A 17,863-nucleotide genomic window follows, 5' to 3' on the forward strand; every position below is an offset into this window, starting at 1 on the left:
TAAATATTAAAGAGAGAAATGCAATGACTGAAGATATATTAAAAAAAATTAAACAACTACCGCCACTTCCTAAATCTGCTCTTCAAATAGAAGAAGTTTATAAGAATCCAGATAGTACATTTAATGACATGGCAAAAATTTTGGAAAAAGACCCACTTTTGACTGCAGATATTTTAAAAGCGGCAAATTCGCCTCTTTATGGTTTTTCAAGAGAAATAAACGCCATTAGTCAGGCAGTCGGTCTTTTTGGTATGGGTACCGTTCGTGGATTTGCATTGGCTTCTATTGTAAAGAAGAGCTTTAATCTGGATTTATCACCTTATGGTATAACAAATGAGATGTTCTCAGAGCTTTCAAAAAAACAACATGCACTGACTACTTCGTGGTGTTTAAAAAAAGAAAATAGACTTTTGGGCGTTTTATCACCTGCTGCTTTTTTAGTAGAAATCGGAAAAGTGCTTATCGCTCAACAAATTATGGCTGATAAAAAAGAAGCAGAATTTAAAGCAGCTATGAAGGAACTTAAAGATGCTGAAGCTGCAGAGAGAGAAATAGTAGGTGTTGATACACCTGAAGTAAGTGCCACAATTTTCGCGCAATGGAAATTTGAAGAGGGGCTTATTGATATTATAAAAAACTGCCAAAACCCTGATGCAGCAAAAGAAGAAGATAAAAAAGCTGCACAAATTCTTCATGTAGTACGAGTTGCCGTTCCTATCAATGGAGTAGTTACAAATGAGAGTATTCAATCTGCCAAAGAGTTAATACAAAAGTATAAACTTGATATGGACAGCTTTGATATGGCTATTGAACACATAGAATAAAGAATAAAATTAATTGAAATCATTACTAATACGACTCACTCATGGTTTGAGTGAGCAAGACATCACAGAAGAAGAACTTCCTCTAGTACGTGAATGGCTTGTAAAAAAATACCTTACAAACAAACATAATATATATAAATTTAATTCCAAGTATCGTGCCGGAGTATTGGGACTAGTACAAAAAGGAACAGCCTACTTACATGTAATAGGTGAAAATATAAAAGACCTTTTTATCAATGAAAATAATTTAGGTCTGGCTACGGAAGGCGATCTTGTGATTGCACAAAGGCTTCTTGGGCACAGAGGTCCTCCTAGTGCCAAAATTATAGAAATTGTCGGTCGAGAACAAACATATAGTGTTGCTTACATTATTTTAAAAGAGGGACGCAAAACTTTAGTTGAATTAAAAACAGAGTACCCCATCGGGGCTGAAATGACACCTGAAGAGCTCAATACTTATGAAGTTGGTGACTTATTTAAAATAGATAATCATGAAAACAAAATCATGGAAAAAATCGGCAATATAAAGGACCCAAAAGCTGATGAAAAAATTGTTCTTGCCCAATTTAACAAGCATGATGAATTTGAGGAAGAAGTTTTAAAAGCCGCACCTTCTTTTAAAGAAGTAGATGCTTCAAAGTACCCAAAAAGAAAAGATTTAAGAGATTTGACTTTTTGTACGATTGACCCGGTAACTGCAAAAGATTTTGACGATGCTATATATTGGGATGATAAAAATGCAACATTGTATGTTGCCATTGCCGATGTCAGTGAATATGTCACTCCTTTTGGTCCAATAGACACAGAAGCAATTTACAGAAGTTTTTCTATTTATCTGCCGCATCGTTCTATTCCTATGCTGCCGCGACAACTGAGTGAAACATTATGTTCCCTGCAGCCGCATGTAGACAGACTGGCTTACGTATTTGAAATCAAACTCGATTTACAAACACTTGAAGTTGTAAAATCTGAGGTGTATGAAGCACTTATGCATTCCGACAGAAGATTTAACTATGAAGAGATTGATCTCTTTTTTGAAGGAAAACTTCACGCAAAGACAAAAGAGGAAAAAGAAATATTTGCATGGATTGCAAAACTCAAACCGGTAACAGACAGATTAAGAGAAAAACGTCTGCAGGATGGCTTTGATTTTCATTCTACTGAAATAGAAATGACCCTGGATGAAAATACAAATCTTGTATCCACTACGGTTGCGCAGGAGACTCCGTCTCACGGACTTATTGAAGATTGTATGCTTTTAGCAAACAAAGAAGCTGCAAAACGTTACAAAAGAGGGCTTTTTAGAATTCATGAACCGCCAAGCCAGGCAAAACTCCAAAAGCTCTATCAAGAACTAGCCGGTATAGGCATACATGTAGAAATTAAAAACACCATAAAAGAGACGATTGATGCCATCCAAAAACAGGCAAAAGAGATGGATATTGCGCCTGAAGTAGATACGCTTATTATTCAGTCACAAATGCAGGCACGCTACTCTCCTATAAATGTCGGTCACTTTGGACTGGGTTTTAAGGAGTATACGCATTTCACTTCACCTATTAGAAGGTACAGTGATTTAATCGTTCACAGACTCTTAAAAGCCATCAACAGAGGCGATACACAAGAACAGTCTTATGTTTTAAGAAATATTGAGTCACTCAGTATGGCTATCAGTGAGAAAGAGCGTGAGGCAATGATTATTGAATCTGAATATAAAGCACGAAAATATGCCAGATGGGCGCAAGACAATCTCAATAAAGAGTTCAAAGCAAGAATTACAGCAACAGACCCTGAACTGCGGGCAGAACTCCATGATGAAATTATTGGTGCAAAGCTTCATTTTACAGCCGGATCAGATGTTATATTGTTTGAGGATGTCCTAATCAGAATTGATAAAGTCAATATAGCAAGAGCAAGAATATATGCATCAGTGGTTGGGAAATTAGACAAATAATGTATAAAAACGAATTCGATAAACATATACAGAACAAGAGTATCTCAAACAGTTTTGTTTTCTTTGGTGAAAGTAGTTTTTTGATAGACATGTATACAAAAATGCTTACAAATATAGAAAACACAAATATACTCAGTTATTACCATGACGAGTATGACTTTAATTCTGCAAAAGCCCATCTTTCACAGGGTTCACTTTTTGGAGATAGAAATATTCTCATCATTAAAAGTGAAAAAAAAGTTCCCAAAAAAGAGCTTGACATACTTTTAGAGTTATGCGATAAAAATCCGGACAATATTTTTGTATATGCCTATTATGGTTCAGATCATAAAACTTACAATAATAAAAAAGCTTTTGCCAAGACGAAGGCCATGAATGTAAGATTTTTTCATCCAAAAGAGTATGAAGCACAAAATATTGTTTTTCAACTTGCACAGGAAAAAAATGTCAATATTGATAAGTTTACAATCTCACATCTGCTTAAAATTCATAACGGTGATGTCGCACTTGCATCAAATGAAATAGATAAATTTCGTGTATATGACAAAGCAATTACAACAAAAGATGTCGACAATTTGGTTTATGGGCTTGCAAGTATTAATCTTGATGATTTTATAAAAAAATTGCTTGACAAAAAAGATTTTCGAGATGATTTACTAAATATACTAGAACATGGCGAAGATGAAATAAGAATTATCAGTGCTATAACTGCTTACTTAACGCAACTTTATATGTTTAATATTTACATTCGTATAAACGGTGCGCCTAATGCTTTAGAAATTTTAGGTTACCCTGCTCCATCATTTATTGTTGAACAAAAAGCATCTGCAGCGATTAAAATCAAACCACAAACGTATTCAAAACTTCACGAGCTACTCTTAAATAGCGAACTTCAGATGAAAAGTTCAAATGTAGATAAAAGTGCAATTCTCCTTTCAAGCTTAATCCGATTACAAAAACTGCTTTAGAAAACTATTTTTAAATATTTATAGTGTATAATTACATTATGAATAATTATACAGACATATTACGACAGCACCATTTAAAGGCAACGCCTCAAAGATTAGAAATTGCAAATGCACTTGGTTGTAATGGACACATGACAATAGAAAAGCTGTATGAAGTCATGTTAAAAAAGTTTAATTCAATTTCACTTGCTACTATTTATAAAAATATTAATCTGATGATAGAGAATGCTTTTATACAAGAAGTAAAAATTCCAAATGAAAAATCAGTATATGAACTTACAAAAGAGATGCATTCACATATAGTATGCAGACAATGTAATGAAATTCATGACATTACACTGGACTTGTCGCAAACAGCACAACTTGCTTCACAAACTTCTCATTTCAAAATTGACAAAGCAGATTTGGTTTTATCCGGACTTTGTCAAAAGTGCCAACAGATTTAACATACACTCAGAACAATTTCTGTATAATACAGCATTAATTTTTCCAAGAAGGAATACCAATGCGTGGTTATAAGATTTTTGCTGGTTCTGCCAGTGTTGATTTTGCAAAAGAAATTTGTAGTATTTTAGATGTTCCATTAGCAAAAGCTGATGTTAAAAAGTTTAGTGATGGTGAAATTTCAGTTCAAATTGCTGAATCTGTTCGTGGTCGTGATGTGTTTATAGTGCAATCAACAGGGGCACCATCAAATGACAATTTAATGGAACTGCTGATTATGACAGATGCCCTAAAACGCTCATCTGCTTCAAGTATCACAGCCGTTGTACCTTATTATGGCTATGCAAGGCAAGACAGAAAAGCTGCTCCCCGCGTACCAATTACTGCAAAACTTGTAGCAAATTTATATGAAACAGCAGGAATTGACAGAGTCGTTACTATAGATCTTCATGCAGGGCAAATCCAAGGCTTTTTTGATATTCCTGTTGATAATCTCTATGGTTCTATCACTTTTGAACAGTATATTAAAAGTAAAAATCTGAAAAATCCTATTATTGCTTCTCCGGATATCGGTGGTGTTGCACGTGCCCGTTATTTTGCAAAACGTATGAATTTAGAAATGGTTATTGTCGATAAACGCCGTGAAAAAGCAAATGAGAGTGAAGTTATGAACATTATAGGCGATGTTGAGGGTCATGACGTTATTATGATAGATGATATGGTCGACACGGCAGGCACAATGGTTAAGGCTGCAACTGCACTTAAAAACAAAGGCGCGACATCTGTTATGGCATGTGCAACACATGGTGTACTCAGCGGAAAAGCCTACCAAAATCTTGAAAACGGTGAACTTGATGAATTAATCATCACAAATACACTAGAATCGCAACCCAATACCAAAATAAAAGTCTTGACAGTTGCACCGCTTTTTGCTGAAGTAATTCGCAGAGTTTATCATAATGAGAGTGTTAACAGTCTTTTTGCATAGGAATATCATTGAAAAATATTAGAAACTTCTCAATCATTGCCCACATTGATCATGGGAAAAGTACCTTGGCCGACAGAATCATACAAGAGTGTGGTTCAGTTACTGAGCGAGAAATGGGCACGCAAATGATGGATACTATGGATATAGAACAAGAACGTGGTATTACTATTAAAGCACAGTCAGTTCGACTTGATTATGTCAAAGACGGGGAACATTACATTCTCAATCTTATAGACACACCGGGCCATGTTGACTTTTCATATGAAGTAAGTAAATCTTTGGCATCTTCTGATGGAGCATTGCTGATCGTTGATGCTGCACAGGGTGTGGAAGCCCAAACTATTGCCAATGTTTATCTCGCGCTTGACAATGACCTTGAGATCATTCCTGTTATTAATAAAATTGACCTCCCAGCAGCTGATCCCGACAAAGTAGCTGAAGAAATAGAAACTTCCATAGGTATAGATGCTACAGATGCTGTACTCGTAAGCGCAAAAACAGGTGTAGGTATACGTGAGCTCATTGACGCGATTGTGGAAAGAGTGCCTGCACCGCAAGGTAATCCAGAGGCACCAACAAAAGCAATCATTTATGATTCTTGGTTTGACCAGTACCTTGGTGCCTTGGCTCTTGTTCGTGTATTTGATGGAGAAATCAAAAAAAATCAAACTATCAAGCTGATGTCTAACAATGAAGAGCATCAAGTACTTGATTTAATGTATCCGCATCCTCTGAAAAAGATTAAAACACCGGCTATAAAAAGCGGTGAAATTGGTATTGTAGTTCTTGGTCTCAAAGAAGTAAGCGTTGTCAATGTTGGTGATACTATTACCGATGCGAAAAATCCTACAGCTGAACCGGTAGGTAATTATGAACCTGCAAAACCTTTTGTTTTTGCAGGACTTTACCCAATAGATACAGATAAATTTGAAGAGCTTAGAGATGCACTTGATAAACTCAAGCTTAATGACTCATCACTCTCTTATGAGCCTGAAACTTCAATAGCTCTGGGTTTTGGTTTTCGTGTAGGATTTCTTGGAATGCTTCATATGGAAGTTATCAAAGAACGTCTGGAGAGAGAATTTGGACTTGATTTAATCGCTACAGCACCCTCTGTTGTTTATCATGTCTACCTTAACAATGGTGATATGATTGAAGTACAAAACCCTTCAGAACTACCCGAAGTCAATCATATAGACAGAATTGAAGAACCGTATGTCAAAGCAACTGTTATTACACCAAGTGAATACCTTGGAAATATTATGAATCTTTTAGTATCAAAACGTGGTATTCAAAACAAAATGACCTATCTCAACGAAGACAGGGTTATGCTTGAATATGAAATACCGATGAATGAAATCGTCGTTGATTTTTATGATACTCTTAAATCAATTTCTAAAGGGTACGCTTCTTTTGATTATGAACCGACAGACTTTAAAGAGGGAGACCTTGTAAAACTTGATGTAAAAGTTGCCGGAGAAGTCGTTGATGCACTGAGTGTCATAGTGCCAAGAACTTCTGCCCTTTCACGCGGACGGACACTGGTAAAAAACATGAAAGAGCTTATTCCCCGCCAGCTTTTTGAAGTAGCCGTTCAGGCATCACTGGGTAATCAGGTAATTGCTCGTGAAACTGTAAAATCAATGGGGAAAAATGTAACTGCCAAATGTTACGGCGGAGATATTACTCGTAAACGTAAACTACTAGAGAAGCAAAAAGCCGGAAAAAAACGTATGAAATCTATCGGTAAAGTACAACTTCCGCAAGAGGCTTTTATGTCCGTTCTTAAGATGGACTAAAGCATATTTTATGAAATGTATATTGTGTGAAAGTTATGCCTTTACACATATATGTTCTACATGTCAGACAAACTTTCTTTCCCCCTCTCTATACAAAAGAAAACTCTCTAACGGTGTTAATATCATTTCTTTTTACAATTATGAAGAAATAAAAGAACTGCTTTTTACCAAACATACTGATATAGGTTTTTACATTTATAATATTTTGGCTCAACTCAGCTTTAAGAAATTTGCTGGGGAATTTCATACAAAAGAAAAATATATATCTTTAGCAGTGGATGATACAAGCAAAAGCGGCTATTCGCATACGGCAATATTAAACCATGCTCTTAAAACATATAATATCAACCCGCTGCATAATAAGCTTCGAGCGAAGAACAGTGTTTCATACTCAGGAAAGAGCAAAATGTTCAGGCAGGAGAATCCAAGAAATTTTCAATTAAAAAAGTTTAAAAGTGATAATATAATTTTGGTAGATGATATTGTTACAACAGGCCAAACGCTTACTCAAGCCTGTGCAAAAGTTGAAGAACAAGGCAAAACCGTCAATTTCTGCCTTACCTTAACAGATGTCAGTCTAAAATAGACCTTTTAAAAGATTCCCGACATCTTTTCCTATTCTTTTTTGTATCTCTTTTTTAATAGCTTTCGTTGCCTCTTTTTTGATGATTTTTTTCGCATCTACTCCAATTTTTGGTCTGTTAATATTCCCTTTTAAAGTAACACTCAAAGGATTACCGTTAGCATTAATATCAATTTTTGAATCAATTGTATTGGCTTTAGAGTCTACTCTTGTATTTTTGGTCTGAATTGATGATGTATTTGATTTTAAATCCAAGGAAGCAATGATTTTTTCTTTATTAATTTTTGCATTCACATCGCCTTTAAAATGTTGTTTATATAAATCAATATGTGCATACTGTTTTGTCAAATCAAGTACCTGATTACGCATAAATGTACCATTTGAAAGCAAGCCTTTAAAATCACCTTTGGCATCGGCTAAATTATATACCAGTTTGCCGTCTATTGAAGATTTAAATACTTTTGGATAAATCAGCATATCTAGAATATCTAAAGTCTGCAATGCATTTAAATTTGCTACAAAATCATCGTTATGCAGTTTAGCATCAAGTTTTCCGCCGGCTACATTAGACAAAAGTGTGAAATTAAGATCTTTTGCTTTTTTTAACTCTCCATTTGCAGATAATGCACCTTTTAAATGTCTTTGCGTTGCAAAATAGAGTCTGTCAAGATTATGAACCTTTACTTTATAATCACTTTTTAAAGAAGCATCTTTTGTATTAAAACGTGCCCCTTTAATATCAAAATTTGCAAGATTTGATACAAAGTTTAATTTTGTATCTATTAAATTTTTATTTAAAGTTGTATAAGTGACAGCACTAAAAGTCGTTCTTGGTATTCTACTTTTAAACTTATAAGCTTTTGTTACATATTTTGAATCTACAACTCCCTTTGTTATCTGAGATTTTACAATACCGCTTAAATTTTTAGGATCAGCATTTGTAATTTTCACATTCATATTAAATAAAGCATCTGCGAAATGCGGCTGTTTTACCATATAAAGCAGTTTTTGAAGTTTTAAACCTTTTATATCAGCTTCAACGCTTTTAGGTGCAAAATCATGCAAAGTTGCTGAAAAAGTTGTATTTGAAGATGCTAAGTCACTTTTTCCTTTTATAACCATTTTTGCTTTATTCCCGTGGACAGTACCGTTGAGATTCAACTTTCCTCTGATATCAGCCGAAGTTATTGGTTTTAGTACTGCCAACTCCTTTACATGTAACGCATACTTTGCATCAACCTTTAGAAGCTCGGGAACTATTTTACCGCCGGAAGTTATTTTTGCAAGATTAGAGTTTAATATATATGTATAGTCTACATTATCCCCTTTGAGTTTAGCATCTAAATTCATCGCAAAAGCCGTTGCGGGAATAGTAATATTAAAATCTTTTTTCATCACTCTTGAATTTAATTTCCCGTTTTTTGTAATTAGGAGAATATCACCATCAAGTTTATGCGGTGTAATATTTTTAAAATTAACATTTAAATTCACATCGGCACTTGCATACAATTTCTGATTGAGTATATGTAGCAAAGACTGTAAATCAGCTGTATCTACTTTTGCCATGATTGAACTTGGATTTAAGTCTGTCATAACAACTTTGTAGTCTGTTTTACTTTTGGCAACATCACTCTTTCCTAAAACAGTAAAAAGCTTATCATTGCCTTTAACAGTTCCATCTGTAAAAAAAGAGTCCTGCAGCTGCATTGAAGTCAAAGGCTGCAAAGTTTTAAGCTCTTGTAAATTAACACTATACTTTACATCAAAAGATTTTGAAAAAATCGAATACGTTCCTTCAACTTTGATTGTATTATTCTTATTAAGCTGCAAAACTATTTGAAAATCATTTATCGACAAAGAAAAAACTTTCAGTTTTGAGTCAAGTTTTGTCTGCTCTTTAATTTTATCCTCTATAACAGACTTTATTATAGAATTTCCAAAACCTGTAAAGGCTGTAACATATACTGCTATAAGTATTGCAGCAACGGCACCAATTAACCAAGTTAAATATTTCATAATATTTCTCCATAAATTTTGTAATATAATGATACTCAAGATAAGCTTCACAATAGTTTTAAGTCACCAATAAGATAAACTTGACAGTATTTGACTAAAGTTAATTTATATAAAAAACAGAACTACTACTTGACATTGTTACACTCAATGTGTATAATACGTTATCTTTTCAATAAAAAAGGAGAAATTAATAATTATGTCTGATAAAGAAAATGTAAACAATAATAACGAAACGGATGCTAATGAAGTCGCTGCTGAGGCTGAAGCAGTTGAAAATGAATTAGATTTACTGCAAAAAGAACTTGCAGAGTTAAAAGACAAATATGCACGTGTTCATGCTGATTTTGATAATATCAAAAAAAGATTGGAACGTGAAAAATATACAGCGGTTGAATATGCAAACGAAAAATTTGCAAAAGATATGATACCTGTTGTTGATTCTCTTGAGATGGCTTTAAAATCTGCTGATTCTGATGCAGACCCACAAGAGCTTATGAAAAAACTTAAAGAGGGAATCGAGCTCACTCTGAAACAATTCACTACAGCGCTTGAAAAGCACGGTGTAACAATGGTATCACACGAAGAACCGTTTGATCCAAATATACACAATGCAGTACAAAGTGTTGACAGTGAAAATGTTGAAAGTGGAGAGATCGTCCAAACTTTTCAAAGAGGTTATAAGTATAAAGACAGACCTCTGAGAGAAGCTATGGTAGTAGTAGCAAATTAAATTTGCTTAATGCAACTTAGGTTGCAAAAATAATTTTTAAAACTTTGTATAATTACACCGTAATAAAAATTAAAAATAAACAAAAATAAAACAAAAAAAAGGAAGTTAATATGTCAAAAGTAATAGGTATAGATTTAGGAACAACAAATTCATGTGTGGCAGTATATGAAGGTGGTGAAGCGAAAATTATTCCAAATGCGGAAGGGAAAAATACAACTCCTTCGGTTGTTGCATTTACTGATAAAGGGGAAGTTTTAGTTGGTGACCCGGCAAAACGTCAAGCTATCACAAATCCAGATAAAACAATTTCATCTGTAAAAAGAATCATGGGTCTCATGATGAATGAAGAAAACGCGAAAATTGCACAAAGCAAAGTAACATATAAAATCGTAGACAAAGATGGTATGGCAGCTGTTGATGTTGCAGGAAAAGTATATACACCGCAAGAGATTTCAGCAAAAATTCTTACAAAACTAAAAGAAGATGCTGAGTCTTTCTTGGGAAGCAAAGTAACTGACGCAGTTATTACAGTTCCGGCATATTTCAATGACAGCCAAAGAAAAGCGACAAAAGATGCGGGTACAATCGCAGGACTGAATGTTCTTCGTATTATCAATGAGCCGACTGCATCAGCGCTTGCATATGGTTTAGAGAAGAAATCTGATGAAGATGTATTGGTTTATGATTTTGGTGGTGGTACATTTGATGTAACAACACTTGAAATCAGTGATGGTACATTTGAAGTTCTTTCAACTGATGGAAATGCATTCTTGGGTGGTGATGACTTTGACAACAAAATTGTTGACTGGTTAGCAGCTGAATTTAAAGGAAGTCACGGAATTGACCTTAAAAATGACAAAATGGCATTGCAACGTTTAAAAGATGCTGCTGAAAATGCTAAAAAAGAGTTAAGTTCAGCGACTGAGACTGAAATCAACTTACCGTTTATCACAATGACAGAGGCTGGTCCACAACACTTAGTTGTAAAACTGACTCGTGCAAAATTTGAAGGTATGATTGACCCACTTGTTGATGAGACAATGGATCACGTTAATACTGCGATGAAAGATGCAGACTTAAGCAAAGGTGACATTAAAGAAATCATCATGGTTGGTGGTTCTACTCGTGTTCCTTTAGTACAAAAAAGAGTTTCTGACTACTTTGACGGTAAAGAGTTGAACAAATCAGTAAACCCTGATGAAGTTGTTGCTGCAGGTGCTGCTATCCAAGGTGGTGTATTACGCGGTGATGTTAAAGATGTTCTTTTACTTGATGTTACTCCATTGTCACTTGGTATTGAAACACTTGGCGGTGTTGCGACTAAAGTTATTGAAAAAGGAACTACGATTCCTGTAAAAAAATCTCAAATCTTCTCAACTGCAGAAGACAACCAGCCAGCGGTAAGCATTAACGTTGTGCAAGGTGAAAGAGAATTTGCTAAAGATAACAAATCTTTAGGTCTGTTTGAATTGACTGATATTCCGGCAGCTCCTCGCGGTGTGCCTCAAATTGAAGTTACATTCGATATTGATGCAAACGGAATACTGACAGTTTCAGCAATGGATAAAGGAACTGGCAAAGAACAAAAAATTACAATCTCTGGTGCTTCAGGATTAAGTGAAGAAGAGATTAACAAAATGGTTCAAGATGCAGAAGCGCATAAAGCTGAAGATGAAGCTAGAAAAGCTGTTGTTGAACTTAAAAACCAAGCAGATGCATTGATTGCACAAACTGAAAAATCAATGACAGAAATGGGTGAGAACCTTGCTGCTGATGAAAAAGCAAAAATTGAAGCAGCTATAACTGATCTTCAAGAAGTTCTAAAAGATGATAATGCTACAAAAGAACAAATTGAAGAAAAAGTAAAAGTACTTACAGAAGCTAGCCACAAAATGGCAGAGCAGATGTATAAAAAAGAACAAGGCGGTGAAGCTGGAGCAGGAGCTGACTCAGCGAAGAAAAAAGATGACGAGGATGTTATCGATGCAGAGATAGAGTAATTACTCTATCTCCACCCCTTTCTTAATTAAAATCCTTTTTGGCAATCTGCCAAGCAGAATAAAAATCAACTATTTTTCCACCATTTTCAGCCTGAAAAACTTTTGCATCAGCTAAAGACTTAAAAGCATATTTGCTTACTCTACTCATAGTAGCAGGTTTTTTACTTCCAACAACATAGTAAGCTTCAGTTACCGGTATGAATTTTAAAGAACTCACATCAACAACCTGAGGATTTTCAAGTTGGGCACCTTCTTTGATGTCTTTAGTCAAACAATGAATTGAGCAGTATTGATGCTCCACATCACCCTCTTTTGCAGCATGGCTTGTTTTATAGAATTTAACCAAATTCATGCCGCAGATATGGCAATATTCTCTGTTTTTACCTTTTTGAAGTAAAATTGCCTGCTCTCTTGAGACACTCTGAAACATTTTATGCTTCATCTTTTTTACTTTAGACGGAGCTGCTTTCTTTGGTGCAGTACTGCACCCTGTTATCATCATTAACGATAGTGAAATAAGTATTAATTTAAACATTAACCTTCCTTTATTTTTCAATATTTTATCAGTTTATTATTACATTAGTGTTAAGCTGACGTCATGAAAAGTAAAATAAAACATTATATGAAAGAAATTATCTTTTTTTTTGTCCTTATGACAATTTTAGCAAATGCAATAAGTTTCTATAAAAGTCAGGACTTAAGTCAAAAACCCTTAGCTATACAAAGCTTTAAACTCATTAATTATCAAGAATATAAAATACCGGACAAAAAACCGGTTTTAATACATTTTTGGGCTACCTGGTGTCCTACATGTAAACTTGAAGCATCTAATATAAACTTTTTAGCCAAACATTTTGAGGTTGTTACCATAGCCGTTAAATCCGGTGGTGATGATTCTGTAAAAAAGTATATAAATGAACATAACTACACCTTTAAAGTCGTTAATGATAAGAACGGCAAACTCTCTTCACAATTTCATATAGCAGGCTTTCCCACTACGTTTATTTATGGCAAGAATAAAAAGCTTCTCTTTAGCGATGTCGGATATACAAGCACACTGAGCTTATACTTAAAAATGTGGTGGGCGAGTTTATGAGCCGAATCCGCCTAATATATCATCCTCTACATCCTCTACATGTACCTTTTTATGTGCAGAGAGGAAAAAGCTCAAATCGTCTATATCTTTATCAGTTAATTTTTTCGCAAATTGTGCCATCATTTGTTGGGAGACACTCTTTGCCTTACCCGCTCTAAAATCAATTAACTTTTTTTTCAAATACTCTTCTTTTTTGTTTGCAAGTCGCGGGTAAGTACTGCTTCCTTCAGCAGAGGGTCCATGACAGCTAGAACAAGCATTGGCAAAAAAAAGCATCTCGCCTCGATTGTAAGCATCTTCATCTCCATATATTTGTACTATTAGAATAATAAATAATAAAATAAATCTCACTCTCATCTCCTCTTTGCTATAATTGTATCAAAAAGTAGTCACAAATTGAATAATTTTGCGTTTGAATATCCTTATGTTTTAATACTTTTACTTTTAGTAATTTGTATATATAAATGTCCTGTTACCCTGAAGCAGATTATTTTTCCGCACATTCACCTTTTTTCAAAAAAAACTTCTTTGATAAATAAAGAAAAATTACTCTATTCTCTTATACTTACATTGCTGATATTTTCTCTTGCCTCGCCAATTATTTATGATCAAAAAACTTCGAGCAAACGAAAAGGTCGAGATCTGGTTTTTGCACTTGATACCAGCGGTTCCATGGCAGAGAGCGGATTTAACCCTGAGAATGTGCAAAATAGGAAATTTGATGCACTCAAAGAACTCCTCAGATCCTTTATAACAAAACGTTACAACGATAATGTCGGTGTATCAATATTTGGTACCTATGCCTACCCTGCCATTCCTCTGAGTTATGATATGGGCAGTGTCGCATTTTTACTTGATTTTTTTGATGTCGGCATTGCCGGAGACAGCACGGCAATAGGCGAAGGGTTGGCAATGGCTCTTAAAATACTTAAAAAAGGGGAAGCCAAAGAGAAAGTGATTATTCTCATTACTGACGGCTATCAAAACAGCGGTGCCGTTTCTGTCAAAGAGGCAGTTCAAAAAGCAAAAAAGCAGCATGTAAAGATTTATACCATAGGTATAGGCGACCGCTCTGCCTTTGATGCGAACCTTCTTCAACTCATTGCAAAAAATACTGATGCAAAAATGTTTGAAGCCAAAAATGTAAAAATGCTGCAGGATATCTACAAAGAGATAGATAAACTTGAACCGAGTGCCATTCGTTCAAAGCATTATCTTAACAAACAAAATCTTTACATGTACCCTCTATCTTTAGCATCTTTACTGCTTCTTTATCTTGTGTTAAAGAGAAAAAAGGAGCTTTTATGACGCTTTTATATCCTTGGGTTCTCTTTGTGCTTATTCCTCTGTATTTTTTATATAAGAGGGATACACAGCCCAAAGAGAAAAAAAGACAAAAAAACCTGCTCTATATTGCACTCTTTTTTACCCTGCTTACCTTGAGCAGACCGGTTATAATAAATGCGCCGAGCGAACAAAAATTCGATGCAAAAGATTATATTATTGCACTTGATGCCTCATTTTCAATGCAGGCGGACGACTTAAAACCAACACGCTATGAGGTGGCAAAGAAAAATATTGCGCATATTATCAAAAGCTTAAGCAAGGACAGATTCAGCATATTTGCTTTTACCTCAAATGCCATGCTGATATCACCGCCGACAACCGACAGTGCTATCAGTATGATGGCATTAAATTCGCTTGAGCCCAAATATATACTGACAAAAGGAACATCTTTGCTTTCTTTGTTTAAGACCATTGCCAAGACATCCTACAAAGAAAAAAATCTTATAATATTTACGGACGGTGGAGAAGACAGAGACCTTTCAAAACTTGTCAAACTATGTAAGAAAAATTCCATTATTCCTTATATAGTAGCAACTGGTTCAAACAGCGGGACAACCCTGAAACAAGATGATAAACCAATTTTAGACAACAATAAGAATCTTGTAATATCAAAAATAAATCCTCTTCTAGAACCTTTGGCAAAAGAGTGCGGCGGAAAGTATTATGAATTAAATACAAATAAAGATATAGCCGATGAAATTATTGCTGATATAAAAAAGCAAAACAGCACTATAAAATCGACTACAAAAGTCTTAAGTTACAAAGAACTTTTTATGTTCCCTCTTTTTATAGCCCTTCTTAGCTTCTTTATCTCTGTTACAAAACTACATCAGTTCTTTGTATTTTTACCCCTGCTCTTTTTACCCTACCCGGGTCATACGGCATCATTTTTAGATTTTTATCACAATAACAAAGCCAATCAGGCATATAAAAGTAAAAAGTTTATTACAGCAGCAAAAGAGTTTCAAAAACTTTCACCCTCGCCTAAGAGCTACTACAACAATGCAGTTGCTTATTACAAGGCAAAAAATTACAAAAAGTCAATAAAGCTTTTTTCACAAATAAAATCTACAAATCCAAAGCTCAAGCAAAATATCTTTTATAATCTTGGTAATTGTGCCGTAAGTTTAAAAAAATACAACAGAGCAAAGCACTATTATCAAAAAGCATTGGCTCTTGGGTTTGATAAAGATGCTTTTTATAATCTTTCTCTTTTATATAAATTGGGACTAAAAGAGCAAAAAAATCTCTCTGATATGCTTCCTAAAAAAAGCACGCAAAAAAAACAAACAGCTAAAGAGCAACAAAATGAGAAAAAAGATGCAAGTAAAAGCGGCTCATCCAAATCAAATCAAAAAGCTTCGCAAAAAAGCAGCGGCAGCGGTAAAAATAGCAAAAAAAAGAAACAAGAAAACCAAAACTTACAACTGGTAAAACATAAAAACAAATCAAAATACAAATTAGGCTATAAAGCCTATGAACTTATAAACAAAGGATACACAAATGAAAAACACCCTTGGTAAGGCCATTTTTCTCTTTATGCTCTTTGGAATATCACTTCTGGGAAGCACACAGCTAGCAAGCTATAAGCTCACAACTAATAAAAAAAGTGTTCATACAAAAGAGCCTCTGCTTATCACCTTTACAGCCAAACAAAAAAATCATAGTGACAACATGTTTTTTTCCTTTAATGTCCCCAAGAGTCCTGATTATGAAGTAAAACTCCTACATAAAACCATACAAGACAACGGCTACCATAATACTATAACAACTTTTGAATATATTCTCTTTGCACTTAAAGAAGAAACCTTACATGTAAACTTTGACTTTATCATACGCACTGCCAGCGATAAAGCGGTCAAACAAAGTTATGTAGATGACCATGATGATAGTATAGCCATCAGCACCTATGATACAAAAGTAAAAATTAGGCCTTTAACAATAAAAGTAAAAAAACTAAGCAAAGATGTAGATTTAGTAGGAGATTTCAGACTTAATTCTCAAATAGATACAACAGAGATTGACCAATATGGTGCTGTTAATTTACATTATATCCTTAGCGGAAAAGGCTACAAAGAACCTCAATTAAATCTGCTCAGAAAACAAATTAAAAATGTAACGATTTTTTCAAAAATAAAAAACAATATTTCCAAACTGACAGAAGAAGGCTATATTATAAATACCGAGTATATCTATGCCTTGACTTCAAAAGAGGATTTTAGAGTTCCTGCTCTGGCTTTAGAGGTATATTCTCCAACAAAAAATAGATACTACACACTCCATACAAAAGCCTATACAATCAAAGTCAAAAAAATAGATACCACAGTGTTAATAGATAAAACGAATGCGCCAAAAGCAAATAACTTTGTAAATATAGAAGCCGTGAAAAAGTTTTTTATCTATGCCCTGCTCTTTTTAAGCGGTTTCTTAGCAGCAAAATTGAGTGAAAAATCATTTATAAAAAGAGAAAAAAAAGAAGAATTTAAAGATATTAAAAATGCAAAATCAGTAAAAGAGCTGCTTACACTACTCATCATGCATTATCAAGACAAAGGGCTGGATGAGTATATTTTCAAGCTTGAAGATAGTCTCAATAATAAGCAGCCTCTCAATCTCAATAAAATAAAAAAAGAAATAGTTGCAGAACTTACGTAAAAAATTCTACGTAAACCTTGTCAAGATATTTTTTTGCTTTTTGTGCTTTTTGAATTTTTGGTTCAAAGAGCTCTTGCATCGCAGGATATTTTTGTGAATACTCTTTATATAACTCACATTTCATGTCCATATGACTTTTAAATTGATCGACAACTGAGAGCATATCTTCAGGTGTAGCAATCCACTGCATAAAATTTTTAAACATTCTCTCGCGAACATCTATGGCAAATGATTCATCAAGTTCTGCAGCCATACGCTTTAAATCCCATCGTGAAAAATAAATACCGCTCTTCGCAGGAGGCATTATCTCTGCGTAAATAGCTTTTAAATAATCCGGGTAGTCTTCATATTCATCTTCTACGCAGCTTCCATCCTCACAGGCAGCCTGCATTGCCTGTTGTTGCATCATTTCAAATTCATTTCTTAATTCGTTTAAATCTTTTATATCCATTCTTCTCT

The 17,863-nt window shown here is 34.5% G+C and carries 17 protein-coding genes; 13 read left to right on the forward strand and 4 right to left on the reverse strand.

Translation table 11 applies throughout. The features are described 5' to 3' along the window. Nucleotides 1-23 precede the first annotated feature (23 nt). Genes SAUT_RS08115 through SAUT_RS08145 form a run of 7 tightly spaced genes read left to right on the forward strand, consistent with a single transcriptional unit; the run spans nt 24 to nt 7,563 of the window. Nucleotides 24-824 (forward strand): HDOD domain-containing protein, encoded by an 801-nt coding sequence (locus SAUT_RS08115; protein ID WP_013327402.1) that lies wholly within the window; start codon nt 24-26, stop codon nt 822-824. 13 nt (nt 825-837) lie between these two features. Next, entirely contained in the window at nt 838-2,778 is a 1,941-nt protein-coding gene (locus SAUT_RS08120; protein ID WP_013327403.1) for an RNB domain-containing ribonuclease, read from the forward strand. Next, nucleotides 2,778-3,746 carry a DNA polymerase III subunit delta gene (holA, locus tag SAUT_RS08125; protein ID WP_013327404.1) on the forward strand — a complete coding sequence of 323 codons (969 nt, stop codon included), beginning with the start codon at nt 2,778-2,780 and terminating at the stop codon, nt 3,744-3,746. The genes SAUT_RS08120 and holA overlap by 1 nt, the downstream gene beginning before the upstream one ends. Nucleotides 3,747-3,784: 38 nt before the next feature. Continuing rightward, a complete protein-coding gene (locus SAUT_RS08130) occupies nt 3,785-4,192 on the forward strand; it encodes a Fur family transcriptional regulator (protein ID WP_013327405.1) in 408 nt (135 codons plus the stop codon). Nucleotides 4,193-4,251: 59 nt separating this feature from the next. Further along, nucleotides 4,252-5,178: a ribose-phosphate pyrophosphokinase gene (locus tag SAUT_RS08135; RefSeq protein WP_013327406.1), complete on the forward strand. Its 927-nt coding sequence runs from the start codon at nt 4,252-4,254 to the stop codon at nt 5,176-5,178. An 8-nt stretch (nt 5,179-5,186) separates the two neighbouring features. Then, nucleotides 5,187-6,977, forward strand: coding sequence for a translation elongation factor 4 (gene lepA, locus SAUT_RS08140; protein ID WP_013327407.1), 1,791 nt, complete (start codon nt 5,187-5,189; stop codon nt 6,975-6,977). Nucleotides 6,978-6,987: 10 nt separating this feature from the next. Then, complete coding sequence (locus tag SAUT_RS08145) at nt 6,988-7,563, forward strand: ComF family protein (protein WP_013327408.1); 576 nt, start codon at nt 6,988-6,990, stop codon at nt 7,561-7,563. Here SAUT_RS08145 and SAUT_RS08150 read toward each other — a convergent pair. After that, nucleotides 7,555-9,576, reverse strand: coding sequence for a hypothetical protein (locus SAUT_RS08150; RefSeq protein WP_013327409.1), 2,022 nt, complete (start codon nt 9,574-9,576; stop codon nt 7,555-7,557). The two genes, SAUT_RS08145 and SAUT_RS08150, sit on opposite strands and share 9 nt — an antisense overlap. Nucleotides 9,577-9,748: 172 nt before the next feature. On the opposite strand from SAUT_RS08150, the gene grpE reads away from it, so the two are divergent. Further along, the gene (gene grpE / locus SAUT_RS08155; RefSeq protein WP_425358062.1) at nt 9,749-10,306 is read left to right on the forward strand and encodes a nucleotide exchange factor GrpE; all 558 of its coding nucleotides are present in this window, start codon (nt 9,749-9,751) and stop codon (nt 10,304-10,306) included. A 110-nt stretch (nt 10,307-10,416) separates the two neighbouring features. Further along, nucleotides 10,417-12,306 carry a molecular chaperone DnaK gene (gene dnaK, locus SAUT_RS08160; RefSeq protein ID WP_013327411.1) on the forward strand — a complete coding sequence of 630 codons (1,890 nt, stop codon included), beginning with the start codon at nt 10,417-10,419 and terminating at the stop codon, nt 12,304-12,306. Nucleotides 12,307-12,328: 22 nt separating this feature from the next. Here dnaK and SAUT_RS08165 read toward each other — a convergent pair whose 3' ends face one another. Beyond that, complete coding sequence (locus SAUT_RS08165; protein WP_013327412.1) at nt 12,329-12,841, reverse strand: nitrous oxide reductase accessory protein NosL; 513 nt, start codon at nt 12,839-12,841, stop codon at nt 12,329-12,331. A gap of 63 nt (nt 12,842-12,904) precedes the next feature. Here SAUT_RS08165 and SAUT_RS08170 point away from each other — a divergent pair, with 63 nt between their 5' ends. Beyond that, a complete protein-coding gene (locus SAUT_RS08170) occupies nt 12,905-13,402 on the forward strand; it encodes a redoxin domain-containing protein (protein WP_013327413.1) in 498 nt (165 codons plus the stop codon). Here the strand turns inward: SAUT_RS08170 and SAUT_RS11090 are convergent. Next, the gene (locus SAUT_RS11090; protein ID WP_013327414.1) at nt 13,397-13,753 is read right to left on the reverse strand and encodes a c-type cytochrome; all 357 of its coding nucleotides are present in this window, start codon (nt 13,751-13,753) and stop codon (nt 13,397-13,399) included. The genes SAUT_RS08170 and SAUT_RS11090 overlap by 6 nt on opposite strands. Before the next feature lie 177 nt (nt 13,754-13,930). On the opposite strand from SAUT_RS11090, the gene SAUT_RS08180 reads away from it, so the two are divergent. The 3 genes from SAUT_RS08180 to SAUT_RS08190 are packed head-to-tail and all read left to right on the forward strand — an operon-like array spanning nt 13,931 to nt 17,404. After that, nucleotides 13,931-14,710 (forward strand): vWA domain-containing protein, encoded by a 780-nt coding sequence (locus SAUT_RS08180; RefSeq protein ID WP_245534098.1) that lies wholly within the window; start codon nt 13,931-13,933, stop codon nt 14,708-14,710. Beyond that, nucleotides 14,707-16,272, forward strand: coding sequence for a vWA domain-containing protein (locus SAUT_RS08185; RefSeq protein WP_013327416.1), 1,566 nt, complete (start codon nt 14,707-14,709; stop codon nt 16,270-16,272). Before SAUT_RS08180 ends, SAUT_RS08185 begins: the two co-directional genes overlap by 4 nt. Then, nucleotides 16,253-17,404 (forward strand): BatD family protein, encoded by a 1,152-nt coding sequence (locus SAUT_RS08190; RefSeq protein ID WP_013327417.1) that lies wholly within the window; start codon nt 16,253-16,255, stop codon nt 17,402-17,404. Before SAUT_RS08185 ends, SAUT_RS08190 begins: the two co-directional genes overlap by 20 nt. Here the strand turns inward: SAUT_RS08190 and SAUT_RS08195 are convergent. Continuing rightward, entirely contained in the window at nt 17,397-17,855 is a 459-nt protein-coding gene (locus SAUT_RS08195) for a hypothetical protein (RefSeq protein WP_013327418.1), read from the reverse strand. The genes SAUT_RS08190 and SAUT_RS08195 overlap by 8 nt on opposite strands. Nucleotides 17,856-17,863 lie beyond the last annotated feature (8 nt).

It is taken from the genome of Sulfurimonas autotrophica DSM 16294 (genome assembly GCF_000147355.1).
GTDB lineage: Bacteria > Campylobacterota > Campylobacteria > Campylobacterales > Sulfurimonadaceae > Sulfurimonas > Sulfurimonas autotrophica.

Coding starts and splice junctions, on each gene's coding strand:
- SAUT_RS08115 (WP_013327402.1), top strand. CDS start 24: ATGACTGAAGATATATTAAAAAAAATTAAACAACTACCGCCACTTCCT.
- holA (WP_013327404.1), top strand. CDS start 2,778: ATGTATAAAAACGAATTCGATAAACATATACAGAACAAGAGTATCTCA.
- SAUT_RS08130 (WP_013327405.1), top strand. CDS start 3,785: ATGAATAATTATACAGACATATTACGACAGCACCATTTAAAGGCAACG.
- SAUT_RS08135 (WP_013327406.1), top strand. CDS start 4,252: ATGCGTGGTTATAAGATTTTTGCTGGTTCTGCCAGTGTTGATTTTGCA.
- SAUT_RS08145 (WP_013327408.1), top strand. CDS start 6,988: ATGAAATGTATATTGTGTGAAAGTTATGCCTTTACACATATATGTTCT.
- SAUT_RS08150 (WP_013327409.1), bottom strand. CDS start 9,576: ATGAAATATTTAACTTGGTTAATTGGTGCCGTTGCTGCAATACTTATA.
- dnaK (WP_013327411.1), top strand. CDS start 10,417: ATGTCAAAAGTAATAGGTATAGATTTAGGAACAACAAATTCATGTGTG.
- SAUT_RS08165 (WP_013327412.1), bottom strand. CDS start 12,841: ATGTTTAAATTAATACTTATTTCACTATCGTTAATGATGATAACAGGG.
- SAUT_RS08170 (WP_013327413.1), top strand. CDS start 12,905: ATGAAAAGTAAAATAAAACATTATATGAAAGAAATTATCTTTTTTTTT.
- SAUT_RS08185 (WP_013327416.1), top strand. CDS start 14,707: ATGACGCTTTTATATCCTTGGGTTCTCTTTGTGCTTATTCCTCTGTAT.
- SAUT_RS08190 (WP_013327417.1), top strand. CDS start 16,253: ATGAAAAACACCCTTGGTAAGGCCATTTTTCTCTTTATGCTCTTTGGA.
- SAUT_RS08195 (WP_013327418.1), bottom strand. CDS start 17,855: ATGGATATAAAAGATTTAAACGAATTAAGAAATGAATTTGAAATGATG.